We start from the raw sequence: 14312 nt of genomic DNA, 5'->3' as shown, positions 1-14312 counted from the left end.
AGAGGCAGACTATGGAACTTACGATAAAAAATCTGGAGAACTGCAATCTCTGCCCCAGAAGCTGCGGAGTCAACCGTCTCGCGGGGGAGAAGGGATACTGCGGAGCATCAGGCGATAAGGTGGATATCGCGCTGGTGTCGCTGCACCCGTGGGAGGAACCATGCATTGCAGGGAAAAACGGCGCAGGCACGGTATTCTTTTCCCACTGCAGCCTCAGGTGTGTATTCTGCCAGAACTCGGAGATTTCAAGTGAGGGAAAGGGTATTGCGGTAGATACAGCGCGTCTTGCGGAGATTTTCCTTGAGCAGCAAAGACGCGGAGCCGCGACGCTGGATCTGGTGACACCCACCCATTACGCGCCGCAGATTGCCGAGGCTCTGCGGGAGGCAAAAAAAGTCGGGCTGACCATCCCTGTTGTCTGGAATTCAGGCGGCTATGAGACAGAGGAGCTTGTTGAAGCGTTATCGGGACTTGTTGACGTATATCTTCCTGACCTCAAATATATAGACAGCGACAGCGCCGCAAGGTATTCCAATGCAAAGGATTATTTCACTCGCGCAGAAAAGGCACTTCGTGCCATGGTGAGCCGGACGGGGGAGCCAAGAACGGACGACGACGGCGTCATGAAAAAGGGTGTCCTTGTCCGTCATCTTGTCCTCCCGGGGCGCAGGAAGGAAAGCATGCGCATTATTGACTGGCTTTGGGAAAGCTTCGGAGACAAGGTGTGGCTCTCTCTCATGAACCAGTACACACCTCTTTATCACGCGAAGGATTATAAGGAAATAAACCGCACACTCACTACCTTTGAATACGAGTCGGTGGTTGACTATGCGGCAGAGCTTGGCATTGAGCACTGCTACGTGCAGGAAGGAAAAACTGCTTCGGCAAAATTTGTTCCTGCCTTTGACGGACGTGGAGTGCTTTGATGTTCGGCTTTGCAATACGAAAGAAAAATATTTCGATATTTAGCTTAAATCATTGACAAGACAGGGTTCAAGTGCTAACCTTGTAAAAACACACAGAGTCAATACACCCCCATGTATGGGTGCGGCCTCTGCAAAAGCAGGAGGAATGGACATGGCACAGCATGCAGAACGCAATATCACAATGGTGATGGATTTTTATGAAATGACTATGGCAAACGGTTATTTCCAGAATGAAGAGCATCCCAAAAGAGTTGTTTTTGATGTTTTCACACGGAAAAATCCTGACGGCGGCGGATATTCGATTTTCGCGGGACTGGAGCAGGTTATCGAATACGTGGAAAATCTCCATTTCAGCAAGGAGGATGTGGAGTACTTCCGCTCTCTTAACCAGTTCCCTGAGAGCTTTCTCACATACCTTGAAAATTTCCGCTTTCACGGAGATTTGTATGCCTTCCCTGAGGGCACTATCATGTATCCGAATGAGCCATGCATCACGGTGGTTGCGCCCCTCATTGACGCCCAGCTTGTAGAAACGGCGATATTGGCACAGGTCAATCACCAGTCACTCATAGCCACAAAAACCAACCGCATCGTGCAGGCGGCACAGGGCCGCGCAGTATCGGATTTCGGCGCACGCCGCGCCCATAACATGGATGCTGCGGTATACGGTGCCCGTGCAGCATATATCGGCGGCGCTGTAGGTACGGCGACGGTTCTCGCAGGACAGCAGTTCGGCATACCTGTAAGCGGCACCATGGCACACAGCTGGGTTATGTACTACGGCAGTGAATACACGGCCTTCCGCAAATACGCTGAATGCTATCCTGATAACACGGTACTTCTTCTTGACACCTACGACGTGCTTCACTCGGGTGTACCGAACGCAATCCGCACGGCAAAGGAAGTACTTGAGCCAATGGGAAAACGTCTCAAGGGCATAAGAATTGACTCCGGGGACCTTGCGTACCTTTCAAAACGCATCCGCTGCATGCTTGACGAAGCAGGGCTTGAGGACTGCAAGATTATCGTATCAAACTCCCTTGATGAATACACCATCTCATCCATACTGGCACAGGGCGGCCCTATTGACAGCTTCGGTGTTGGCGAGAGACTCATTACCTCCATGAGCGATCCTGTATTCGGCGCGGTGTACAAGATTTCTGCCGTTGAACAGAACGGAAAATTCGAGCCGCGTATGAAAATCTCTGAGGTTGTTGAGAAAATCACAAACCCGGGAAGAAAACAGGTCTATCGCATTTACGACCAAAAGGGCGAGGCTGTCGCGGACATGCTGGCTGATGCCGAGGAAACAGTGGATTTCTCCAAGCCGTACAAATTCATTGACCCTGAGCAGCCATGGAAGGAACGCTCCTTTGAAGGCTTCACGGCAAAGCCCCTGCAGAAGCTCGTTATGAAGGACGGCAAACGCTGCGTAGAGCTTCCGAGCCTGAAGGAAATCCAGCAGTACGTAAAATATCAGCTGGATAAAGAAATCTGGCCTGAGGAGCAGCGCTTCGACAATCCGCACCGTCACTACCTTGACATGACTCCGGGGTATTACGACATGCGTATGAAGCTTCTCGATAAGCTGAGCAACCATAAAAGAGGAAAAATCTGATATGTAAGTAAAAACAGCCCGCTGCGTTTGCAGCGGGCTGTTTGCGTAATCATTTAATCAGCGGTTTCTTGGAATCATGTCCTCGGACTTGAGTGTGCCGTTTTTCAGGCGCTCGGAGAACTCTGCCGTAGCAGTGAAGAGAACGTCGCTGGAGCTGTTGAGTGCTGTTTCGCAGGAGTCCTGAAGTACGCCGATGATGAAGCCTACACCTACTACCTGCATTGCGATATCATTGCTGATACCGAAGGAGGAGCATGCTACAGGAATCAGAAGCAGCGAGCCGCCTGCAACACCGGAAGCACCGCAGGCACCAACTGTGGAGATGATGCAGAGAAGAAGCGCTGTCGGCATGTCAACGTGAATGCCGAGGGTGTGGGCCGCAGCCAGTGAAAGAACAGCAATCGTAATTGCCGCGCCTGCCATGTTGATTGTAGCGCCGAGGGGAATCGAGATAGAATATGTATCAGGATTCAGCCCGAGGCGTTTGCAGAGTGTCATGTTTACAGGAATGTTCGCAGCAGAGCTTCTTGTGAAGAAAGCGTAGATTCCGCTTTCACGGAGCGTAGCGAAAACCAGTGGATACGGATTTCTGTGAAGCTTGAAGAATACGAGAAGCGGATTCATTACGAGAGCAACGAAGAAGAACGCGCCCAAAAGAACTACGAGAAGCTTCGCATAGCCGAGAAGGGCGTCAAGACCGCTGGTGCCGATTGCATCAGCAACAAGGCCCATGATACCGAACGGAGCAAAGCGGATAACCCACTGGACAACCTTCGTTACGGCACCGGCAAGGTCCTTCAGGGCTTCCTTGGTCGTGTCACCCGCGCCGTGGAGAGCGATACCGAGAAGTACAGCCCATGCGAGGATACCGATGTAGTTGGCGTTCGTCAATGCGTGAATCGGATTGTCAACGATGTTCATGATGACGTTGTGGAGAACCTCGACGATGCCGGATGGCGGAGCAATCTTTGCGTCCGTAATCTGGAGCTTGAGCTCTGTCGGAAACAGGAAGGATGCCGAGACTGCAACAAGCGAAGCGAGGAACGTGCCGATGACGTACAGCGTGACAATCGGCTTCATCGCGTCGCTGGCATCAGCGTTTTTCTGTGCCATGGCGTTCATGACGAGAACGAATACGAGTACAGGGGCGACGCCCTTCAAAGCCTTGACGAAAAGATCACCGAAAATCTTAACGGCCGGAACTGCCTGTGGTGCTGTAACTGCCAGTACAATACCGATAATCAGGCCGACGGCAATAAGCTTTATAAGTGCCGTTTCCTGGTACCACCTACCAAAAGAACTTAACAATATAACCCTCTCCCTTTGAGAAAAATTAAATATGATGACTTCGTATAGTATACAGTAAGTGGACATTTGTTGCAATAGTTTATACTGAATTTTTTACACAAATGTTTTTCTGTTAAGCATATTTGTGTGAAAAAGGCTTGATATGACTGGGATTATGAATGTGACAAAATCACGGAAAGCATGAGGATTCGGCGCTATAATACGTCCATGAGGTGAGAACAATGAAAGCCTGCAATACAGATATTTTAATTTTGGGCGCAGGTCCTGCAGGAATATCCGCGGCGGTATATGCAAAGCGCGGAGGCATGGACGTGACCGTTGTCACAAACGGAACCAGCGCTCTTTTGAAGGCAGAGAAAATAGAAAATTATTATGGGTTTGCAGAGCCTGTGACGGGTAAAGCAATTCTTGACAGCGGAATGAAAAATGCGGAGCGTCTTGGAGTACATGTGGAGAGGACAGAATTGCTTTCTGTCCGCATGAACGATACTTTGACCGACTTCACCGCTGAAACAAAAAATGGAAAAATTGAAGCAAAGGTGGTTATCCTTGCGGCAGGGGCATCGCGTATTACCCCGAAAATAGCAGGATTAACAGGGCTTGAGGGACACGGTGTAAGCTACTGTGCTGTCTGCGATGCGTTTTTCTATAGAAACAAAAGAACGGCAGTTATCGGAGCAGGAGATTACGCGCTGCATGAGGCATCGGTGCTTCTGCCGCACGCGGATACAGTGACTCTTTTGACCGATGGAGAAGCCGCTCCTGAGGGCGCGCCTGACGGCCTTGAGGTTATTACCAAAAAGCTGGCGGCGGTGGAAGGCGGTGAAAAGGTCAGCGGTGTCCGTTTTGAGGACGGAACAGTTCTTAAACTTGATGGAGTGTTTGTCGCTCTCGGTACGGCAGGAAGCACATCAATAGCACGTACCATGGGAATCCTGCTTGAGGGCAGCAGCATACGGGTGGACGAACACATGGCGACAAATATCCCCGGAGTATTCGCGGCAGGGGACTGCACGGGAGGACTTTTGCAGATTGCAAAGGCAGTGCATGAAGGCGCCGAAGCCGGGCTTTCTGCTGTAAAATATTTGCGGAGGTCGTGAAAATACAGTGTTTTTACTGCGCGGTAAAATGGTATAACTCGGCCCCAAGATGTCCCCCACTTCTGTAAGTGGGGGTTAAGACAAATAACAGGCGGTGAGCATATCTCCCGCCTCGTTGAAATGCCGCAGAGGAAAGTTTGCCTATGGCAAACTTTGATTAAAGGCATTATAATCATTATATGAGCAATGCGTAGTTTTCCATATATACATATATTTAGGAGGTTGAATGGATATGACACCTGATGTAAAGGATTGGATGAAGGGGCTTGTTACGGAGATTGTGAATGCGCCAAGCTGCTGCGCGGAGCTGAAGCCTGTCGCTGAGGAATGGCTCAAAAAATGCGATACGGACGAGCTTATGGACGTAACGAAGAAGCTTCTTGATGAGCTTAAGCTGGATGTGAACACCATCGACCAGACGATTGCGTTCACGGAATCCGATGTTGCAAAGGATATGTTTGGTGCTGAAAAAGCTGCCGAGATGAAAAAGCAGTTTGAAAAGGCAAAGGCCGACGGCGAAGAGTACTGCATCTGTCCTGCATGTAAACCGGGCGCTGTTCTTCTGATTCATGAGGAATTTCTGCTTAAGTAATAACTGATGAACATACGGGCTTTCACACAGAATCTGATTGTGTGAAAGCCTTTTATTTTGCTTTTTATGTGAAAAAAGGCGAATGCAGCAGGGTAATTTTTCACAGAAACATTTTAATATACATATTAAGTTATTGAGTAAAATAGTATACAATATAATAATAAAAAGGGGAGGGGGCTTCTTATGAAACGTATTTTTTCGATTTTGTTTTTCATATGGATTGCCGTGTTGACGCAGACCGTGTCTGCTGAGGAGCCTGCCGTTGTTCGTGTGGGGTACTATGAAAATGAGATTTTTCAGGAGGGTGCTGAGGACGGCGTAATCAAGCGCGGTTACGCTTATGAGTATTACCGCAAGCTTTCCGAGTATACAGGCTGGAAGTATGAGTATGTATATGGCAGCTATAACGAGCTTTATCAGAAGCTTTTGGACGGGGAAATCGACTTTTTGGCAGGACTGGCAAAGACGGATGACCGCAAAGGGCTTATAGGATATCCTGCCGCAGCAATGGGCAGTGAAACCTATAGTCTCATAAAGCATGCAGTTGACGAAAGCATAACGAGTGATTTGTCAACGCTTACGGATAAACGGATTGGCGTGCTTGATGGTGCCATGGTGGGAGCACTGGATAAGTTCCTGAAGGACCATGGGGTGAATGCGACAGTTGTAACGTTTGGGGATTATCAGGATTTGCTTGATGCCTTTGATAACAATGTCATCAATGTTATTGCCGCAGAGGGAAGCGGAACGTACGGAAGGGCGCATGCGGAGCTTCTTTGTACCTTCGGTTCCACGGATTATTATCTGTGTGTAAATATAAGAAATAAGGAGCTTTTGAAGGAGCTCAATAATGCACAGCGGAAGCTTGCCGCAGAGGAGCCATTTTATCTTTATCTGCTGCGCATGAAATATTATCCGGCAGCAATTTCCAGCAAGGCTTTTTCATCTGATGAGCAGGAATGGCTGAAGTATCACGATACGCTGAAAATAGGATACCTTAAGAACTATCTCCCGTACAGTGATATGGATGAGACCGGAAATGTAACGGGGCTTCTGAAGGATTTGCTCCCAAGCATGCTGGAGGCAATGGATATCCAAAATCTTAAAATCGAATACAAGGCTTATGACAGCTATGATGATATGATTGCAGATTTGGAAAATCGGACGCTGGACGTGGCATTCCCGGTTGGCGGCGGTATTTATTTCCTTGAGGAAAACGGTGTAAGCCCGACCAATGCGGTTCTGTACTCAAGAACAGAGCTTATATACAGAGGCATGCACAGCGGTGATGAGGTTTCAAGCTTTGCTGTAAACACGAATAACCGCATGCAGTACTATTATGTGAAGGCTAATTTCCCAAATGCCGAAATCGTAGAGTTTTCCTCTACCGAGGACTGTCTTGCGGCAGTGCGTGACGGGCGTGTGCAGGCCACAACCCTGAATGAGTTCCGCGCAGGAAGCATACTGAAAAACAGAAGGTTCCGCGAGCTTTCCATGAAGCCTCTGCCTCACAGTGAAGAACGGGCTTTCGGTGTTCATGTAGGAAACAGCGGCCTTTTGAAGCTTCTGAACCGTGGACTTAACGTCGTAGGCAAGGAGCGTCCTGAAAAAATTGTATATAATTATGTAGAGAATCTTTACTCATATACGCTTTACGATATGTTTATGGACAATCAGTGGCTGTTTGCGCTCATTGTAGCTGCGCTGGCGGCATTGGTGACGTGGTTCTTTGCAAGAAAATCGAAGCGCGAGCGTGAACGCCTGATTCATGTCGTGGCTTCCCTGGCGGACGCAATCGATGCCAAGGACGCGTATACGAACGGTCATTCCCGCCGGGTTGCCGAGTATTCAAGGGAGATTGCAAGGCGCTTCGGATATGATGAAAATGCCCAGAGCAAGGTATATATGATGGGACTTCTTCATGATGTCGGGAAAATTGGTGTTCCCGATGCTGTCATCAATAAGACGGGTAAGCTTACCGATGAGGAATTTGAGATGATTAAGGCGCATCCGGGAATCGGAAGCCGTATTCTTGAGAATATCCGTGAGATGCCTGAGCTTTCGGCAGGTGCCCGCTGGCACCATGAGCGGTATAACGGCAGGGGATATCCTGACGGGCTTGCAGGTAAGGACATTCCTGAAGAGGCGCGTATTATCGCCGTTGCTGATGCCTATGATGCCATGAGCAGCAACCGAAGCTACAGAAACACTCTGCCACAGGAGGTAATCCGTGGAGAGATTGAAAAGGGTAAGGGTGGTCAGTTCGACCCGACCTTTGCGGATATCATGCTTGCCATGATTGACGAGGACAAGGATTATAATATGCGGGACAAGCGTTGAGCAGGTATCTGCATGAATTGATATGAAATGGCGGTCTTCTCCTTCGGGAGAGGGCCGCTTTATTTGTTTATTGCGGCGCGTTCTCTATAGAAATGAATTTTTCATGTGATATTCATAAATAGAATGCATTTAGTATACATTATCCATAAATAATAAGTATTTTGAGTATATAGCAGGTATATGGTCTAACATGTAGACTCGTTGGGGTCAATTTATCTGAGATTGATTCTAAGTTTTATGTGAAAGAGAGTGAAAGGGAAAATGAAAAGCAAGAAAAAGCAGATGCTTCTTGCTGCTATGGCTGTGTCGGCAATGACACTGCAGCCGATGGCGGCATACGCAGAGGAAGCAGCGGCAGAGGGGACAGCAGAGCTGGATTCGTACACTCTGGATGATGTGGTGGTCACGGCTACCCGTACTGAAAAGCGTGAGGTGGATATTCCTGAGTCTACGGAGGTCGTTACGGCTGAGGATATCAAGGCACAGGGTGCGCATAACGCATTGGATGCAATCCGAAATGTTAACGGTATCATTTATAAGTCCACAGGCCCTTTGGGTTCTGCTATGGGTTCAATGACGAATGAAATCGGTATCCGTGGCAATGATGAGGGCGCGCTTGTTCTGGTTAATGGAAATCCTGTTTCATGGCGAGGCCAATATAATCTGCAGGAAATACCTGCAGACAGTATTGAACGTATCGAGATTGTAAAGGGCGGCGGTTCTATCCTTTATGGAAGTGAGGCAATGTCCGGCGTTATCAACATCATAACAAAGAAGGATGCGCCGAACTCAGTCACTGTTGGCTTTGGCAACTACGGTCAGCAGAAATATCATATTAATGCAGGTATGGAGGGATTCTCTGTTTCCTATGACTGCAATAAATGGAAAAGCCTTAAAGGGTTAACTAGCGGTGATATTCTTGATGGAAAAAAGAATTACGGCACCTATGCGACGGACTTCAATAATATCAAGAACGAGAGCATCAGTATGAACTATAAGGTAAATGATCATCTTGATTTCCTTTATGGTCATTATGAGACAGAGATTGACTACGACAAGTATATAACTTCCCTGACTGTTACAGGAAAGACAAAGGCAAAGGAGGGAGAGCACTTTAACAACAGGAACTATCAAACAATTCGCGATATGGCTCAGGTCAACTACCATGATAAGAACTGGCGTGGAAGCTTGTACTTTAATACCGGAACTGTTGAATCTGCCGGGCCGACATGGTATGAGACGAAACTGACAAAGCCTACGAAAAAGTTTTACAATACCCGCGAAAAGAATATGACCTACGGTTTTGATGCCCAGAGAAACTGGAACTTTGGTAAAAAGTCCACACTTATCGCCGGTTTTTCGGGGCAGCATGAGGTTTATCAGTATTTGGCTACCGTTTATACGGAGAACAAAGCTGTTAGAGATGTAGGACGTAATAACTGGGGTGCTTTTGCAAACTGGGAACAGCGCTTCGATGATAAAAACAGCTTCACCTTTGGCGCGCGTGAAACATGGACGACTTCTGCGGAAAAAGGACAGAATTATAATAATCTCAGCATGGCCGGGCAATATCTCTATAAGTTTGACAAGGACAACAGCATGTATATAAATGTTGCACAGTCCTTTATTATGCCTACTTTAGCAGCTATGTATAAGGCAGAAGATTACCAGTATAAGCCTAACCCGGATTTGAAGCCGCAGAAGGGCATTAATTACGAGCTTGGTTGGAAGCGTGCTTCCGGAAAGCACCTCTGGAAGGCGGCGCTTTTCCATCAGGATGTTAAAGATAAAATTACTGCATCATTTGAAAAGGCAAATAACACGTGGAAGTATATGAATGCGGATTTCAAGAACACTGGTATTGAGGTTTCCTGCGATATAGAGGGAAAGAACGGGTTCTCTTATAACTACGGCTTTACATGGCAGAATCCTGAGGAGAAGCAGAGTGGAGAGAAGGCTACGAAAAAATACTGGGACCGTAAGTATGGTAAATTTCAGCTTGAGGGCGGTGTACGCTATAAGAAGGATAAATGGCATGCGGCGCTTACGGCAACGTATCTTGCTGACCGTGTTCAAACAGGAAGCTCTGAGCACTCCTTCCGCACGAAGCCGTATCTTCTGACTTCTCTTACGGTGGGCTATGCTCCTACAGAGCTGACGGAAATCAATCTTTCCATTGATAACGTTCTTGACCGCCACGATGTGCTTACACACTCCAGCTCCGCATATTATGGCCCTGGTATCAACTATATGCTGAGTGTAACCCAAAAATTCTGAATTAAAAATTTAATTAAAAAATTGTAAATATGCATTCACATACCTGCGCTCATAGGGGCGCAGGTATTCTTTTTGCATAAAAGTATATAGGTACTATATACCATAAAACTGTGAAAACCGTTATAATTGTCCCTGTTGACAAATCTGACAGAGGAATTTTGATGTACTTTGTGGAATAATAAAAAGAAAAATAAATTACATAAACACGGAGGCGGACAGGATGGACAACAAGGCACTTTACAAGCTGAGCTACGGTGTATTTATGCTGGCTTCAAGGGACGGGGACAGAAAAAACGGCTGTATTACCAATACCTGCATGCAGGTAGCATCGAATCCTACACGCATAGCGATAGCTTCTATTTCTACGAATTACACCTGTGAGCTTATAAAAAAGAGCGGACTTTTTACTTTGTCCATGCTGGACAATACAGTTACCTTCGATACGATAAAGCATTTCGGATTCCAGTCGGGACATGACGTGGACAAGTTCAAGGATTTGCAGATGCCTGTAGATGCCGAGGGGATTCCATATATGGGCTGGGCAGCATGCGCGGTGCTTAGCGGAAGGGTTGTATCAAGTCAGGACCTGGGAAGCCACATGCTTTTTGTGGCAGAGGTGACGGACGCGAAGGTGCTGAGTCAGAATCCTCCGCTGACATACGCGGATTATCAGGCACATGTGAAGCCGAAGCCGGAGGCGAAGAAGGACGACCGAAAAATCATTGCGTGGCGCTGCCGCATCTGCGGATATGTTCATGAGAGTCCTGAGCTTCCCGCGGACTTTTCGTGTCCCCTCTGCGGCCATGGCGCAGATGATTTTGAGCCTGTTTACGAGGGACAGTAATACAGGCATAATTTGGAGGATAGTTAATTCGGAGGAGGTTTTTTATGCTGGCAAAGAACTTTATGGAAACGAATGTTATTACGCTGAAAAGGGGAGTGTCTATCAAGGAAATTGCCGAACTCATGATTCAGAAGGGAATTTCCGGTTTTCCTGTTGTGGATGATGACAATCGGGTGATTGGCGTTGTTAGCGAGCTTGACCTTATGCGGAAGGAAATCAAACCCAATGAGCCAAATGTGTGGCAGATTTGCGCCCGTGGAATCCAGAAGAGTCAGAACATGCAGGACTACGTTGACGCGACACGTAAGTACATGGCGGAGAAAGCGGAGGACATAATGACGTCTCCTGCCATAACGGTAGATGAATCCGACAGTCTGGAAACTGCGGGAAGATATATGTTTGAAAAGAAAATCAAGAGAGTGTTTGTGACGCGTGAGGGAAAGCTGGTTGGTGTCATAAGCCGCAACGCGTTTACAAAGCTGCTGCTTGAGCAGCTGAAGGACAAATAAGGTGAAACTTATTCAGGACGTTACAGGTGCTTAGTATCGGATAAAACAGAAAAGAAAAACAGCCAAAGACCATTCGTGAAAATCTGCGGATGGTCTTTTTATTCCGCTATGGTAAAACCTCGTCAATGGTGTTAAAATTCTCTTAATATGAAAAAGTTTATTCTTATTTAATTAAGATTTATGGAGGTACTGTATGGCTGAGCTTCATACCAGCTTTTCGGGGCCGCTTAAAAAGGTTCCGCAGGTAGACCAGGTCATTGATAAATATATAACACAAAGCCGTGGAAATTATGATGAAGCCCTTGTGACGGATGACCGCTGGGAGGTTTTCTACCAGCTCTCGGATATGCGTACAGGCCTTCTCGGCTGGTATGACTTTCCAAAGAATGCGCAGGTTCTTGAGCTGGGCTGTGAGTTTGGTGCACTTACGGGAATGCTGTGTGACAAGGCAGCTCATGTGACAGTGGTGGAGCATTCCATGTTTCGTGCCCATACGACGGTGAAGCGATGGCAGGACAGGGATAATCTCGATGTTTACGTTGGAAGCATGTTCGATATTCCCTTCAGGCGGAAATTTGATGTCATCGTTATGGTGGATTCCTTCGCCGGTCTTGGAAATGGAAGCACTGAGCATGCTCCTTATGTGGAGTATATGAGGTTTCTGCAGGATTTTCTTGCTCCGCAGGGCAAGGTCCTTATTGCAATTGACAACCGTCTCGGACTGAAATTTTTCTGCGGCGCGAGAGATCCTTATTCAGGAGAGCCATTCGGAGAGCTGGGTGGCGGCACGGGAAGGGGTTGCCTTTTTTCAAAAAAGGAGCTTGAGTCAATCTTTCGGGAAGCGGGCTTTACATACAGGAAGTTTTATTATCCGCTTCCGGATTTTCGCATTCCGCAGCTGATTTTTACCGACGATTATCTTCCAAAGCGCGATATCAGTGATAACTTCGTTCCCTACGACCATGAGCCTGATACCCGTGTGCTTTCTGAGCTTCGGCTTTATCCCGATATCATTGACAACGGGATGTTTCCGATGATGGCCAATTCCTTCCTGGTGGAGTGTGCCATGCAGGAGGATTTTTCCCAGGTTATCGGGGCGACGCTTGCGACAGACCGTGCGCCTGCCTATAATATCGCTACCTGTATCATGAAGGACGGTTCTGTGGTGAAGCGGCCTCTCACTGCGGCTGCAAAGCAGGGAATACGGGAGCTTGATGAAAATATGCGGATGCTTAGAGAGCGTGGCATAGAGACTGTTCCCTTTGAGCTTCGGGATGGCGGTTTCGTTATGAAGAGGATGGAGCTTCCTACTCTTTCCGAATGGCTGACGCAGCGGACGCCTGAGGAAGGGGAGCTTGTGATGCAGGTTTTGAACCGCCTTTGGGCGGCGATTCTGCAGTCATCTCCTCCTGCCTTTGATGAAGACAATTTCCTTTTGCCGCAGTACCCTGCTGCTGACTGGGGAGTTATTTTGAAAAAGGCGTACATAAATATGGTACCGGAGAATATCTTTATCGACGGCAGCCGTCTGATATTTTTCAATCAGGGACTCACGAGAGAAAACTGTCCTGCAAAATATCAGATGTTCCTGGCTGTATATGAATCGGCTGATGCCCTGGAGCGAATCATGCCCGTGAAGGAAATAGCGAAAAGCTTTGGCATAGAAGCCCTTTGGGATATAATGGCCATGGAGGAGCAGAGCTTTGTGTCTGAGCGCCGCAGATATGACGTGTATCACATGTTCTACAACTGGGCAGATATGGACCCGACGGATATGATGAAGAACCGCCAGCTCCTGAAAATCATGGGCGGAGACGGTATGAGAGCAGGAAACTCGGACTGAACGGTTTTGACAGCTTCCCGAAGTTGGGAGGCTGTCTTTGTTATTTGCTCATATATTCGGAAGCGGTTCATGAATTTTTTCTATTTTTAATGAAATATGTGATAAATAATACTGACAAACGAAAAAATCCTGTTATAATAATAAGTGCAACTAAACTTGTTAGAATAAAAGTAACGAAATAAAAGGAGATAGATTTTTGTGGAAAAAGATTTACTGGCCATCCATGATTTGCATGCGGGCGTTGAAGGCCGCGAGATATTAAAGGGGCTCAGCCTCAATGTGAAAAAGGGTGAGGTGCATGTACTCCTTGGACCGAACGGTTCGGGAAAATCCACCCTTATGAATGTTATCATGGGACATCCGAAATATCAGGTAACGGAAGGCACAATGACATTTGAGGGCGAAGACCTCACGTCAATGCCTACCTTCGAGCGCGCACGTCAGGGACTTTTCCTGTCCTTCCAGACGCCTGAGGAGATTCCCGGAATCACTGTGGAGAATATGCTCCGCACGGCAAAGCAGGCCGTCACGGGACAGAAAATAAAAATTACCGCCTTCAAAAAAGAGCTTAAAGCTGCTATGGAAAAGCTGCAGATGAACCCTGAGTATGCTGACCGCTATCTCAATGTAGGTTTTTCCGGTGGTGAGAAGAAGCGCACGGAGATTCTCCAGCTTCTTATGCTGCAGCCGAAGCTGGCTCTTCTTGATGAGACGGATTCAGGTCTTGACGTTGACGCGGTGCAGATTGTTTCAAAGGGTGTAAGCGCATTCCATAACGAGGAAAATGCCTGCATCATCATCACCCACAACGCGCGCATTTTGTCGGAGCTCAAGGTAGACCGTGTTCATGTTCTCGTGAAGGGAAGCATTGTTGCTGAGGGCGGCGCGGAGCTTATTGACGAAATCAACCGCAATGGCTTTACGCATCTTATCGGACAGGCAGAATGAGGTGCGG

Annotated in this window: 11 protein-coding genes; 10 read left to right on the top strand and 1 reads right to left on the bottom strand. The window is 47.6% G+C overall.

Annotation, left to right across the window (positions count from 1 at the left end; all coding sequences use genetic code 11):
* Window positions 1-11: 11 nt before the first annotated feature.
* Window positions 12-926, top strand: a complete 915-nt coding sequence (locus BUA83_RS10025; RefSeq protein WP_072936159.1) for a radical SAM protein — start codon at window positions 12-14, stop codon at window positions 924-926.
* 151 nt (window positions 927-1077) lie between these two features.
* On the top strand, window positions 1078-2544 hold the full coding sequence (locus BUA83_RS10020; RefSeq protein WP_072936158.1) for a nicotinate phosphoribosyltransferase: 1467 nt from the start codon (window positions 1078-1080) through the stop codon (window positions 2542-2544).
* 57 nt (window positions 2545-2601) lie between these two features.
* Here BUA83_RS10020 and sstT read toward each other — a convergent pair whose 3' ends face one another.
* Window positions 2602-3852 carry a serine/threonine transporter SstT gene (gene sstT / locus BUA83_RS10015; protein WP_072936157.1) on the bottom strand — a complete coding sequence of 417 codons (1251 nt, stop codon included), beginning with the start codon at window positions 3850-3852 and terminating at the stop codon, window positions 2602-2604.
* A gap of 221 nt (window positions 3853-4073) precedes the next feature.
* Between sstT and BUA83_RS10010 the strand changes: the two genes are divergently transcribed.
* The 8 genes from BUA83_RS10010 to sufC all read left to right on the top strand — a co-directional run bounded on the left by BUA83_RS10010 (window position 4074) and on the right by sufC (window position 14305).
* Window positions 4074-4952, top strand: a complete 879-nt coding sequence (locus BUA83_RS10010; protein ID WP_072936155.1) for an NAD(P)/FAD-dependent oxidoreductase — start codon at window positions 4074-4076, stop codon at window positions 4950-4952.
* Between the two features lie 226 nt (window positions 4953-5178).
* Window positions 5179-5544: a hypothetical protein gene (locus BUA83_RS10005; RefSeq protein WP_072936153.1), complete on the top strand. Its 366-nt coding sequence runs from the start codon at window positions 5179-5181 to the stop codon at window positions 5542-5544.
* 183 nt (window positions 5545-5727) lie between these two features.
* Complete coding sequence (locus BUA83_RS12510) at window positions 5728-7884, top strand: HD domain-containing phosphohydrolase (protein WP_094756590.1); 2157 nt, start codon at window positions 5728-5730, stop codon at window positions 7882-7884.
* 261 nt (window positions 7885-8145) lie between these two features.
* Window positions 8146-10161, top strand: coding sequence for a TonB-dependent receptor plug domain-containing protein (locus BUA83_RS09985; protein WP_072936151.1), 2016 nt, complete (start codon window positions 8146-8148; stop codon window positions 10159-10161).
* A 220-nt stretch (window positions 10162-10381) separates the two neighbouring features.
* Window positions 10382-11005: a flavin reductase gene (locus BUA83_RS09980; RefSeq protein ID WP_072936148.1), complete on the top strand. Its 624-nt coding sequence runs from the start codon at window positions 10382-10384 to the stop codon at window positions 11003-11005.
* Between the two features lie 44 nt (window positions 11006-11049).
* A complete protein-coding gene (locus tag BUA83_RS09975) occupies window positions 11050-11514 on the top strand; it encodes a CBS domain-containing protein (protein WP_072936146.1) in 465 nt (154 codons plus the stop codon).
* A 193-nt stretch (window positions 11515-11707) separates the two neighbouring features.
* Window positions 11708-13357, top strand: coding sequence for a class I SAM-dependent methyltransferase (locus BUA83_RS09970; RefSeq protein WP_072936143.1), 1650 nt, complete (start codon window positions 11708-11710; stop codon window positions 13355-13357).
* Between the two features lie 198 nt (window positions 13358-13555).
* Complete coding sequence (gene sufC / locus BUA83_RS09965; RefSeq protein WP_072936141.1) at window positions 13556-14305, top strand: Fe-S cluster assembly ATPase SufC; 750 nt, start codon at window positions 13556-13558, stop codon at window positions 14303-14305.
* The last annotated feature ends 7 nt before the right edge of the window (window positions 14306-14312 follow it).

The organism is Schwartzia succinivorans DSM 10502, from assembly GCF_900129225.1.
Classification (GTDB): Bacteria; Bacillota; Negativicutes; order Selenomonadales; family Selenomonadaceae; genus Schwartzia; species Schwartzia succinivorans.
This window is presented reverse-complemented; position numbering and strand designations above follow the sequence as displayed.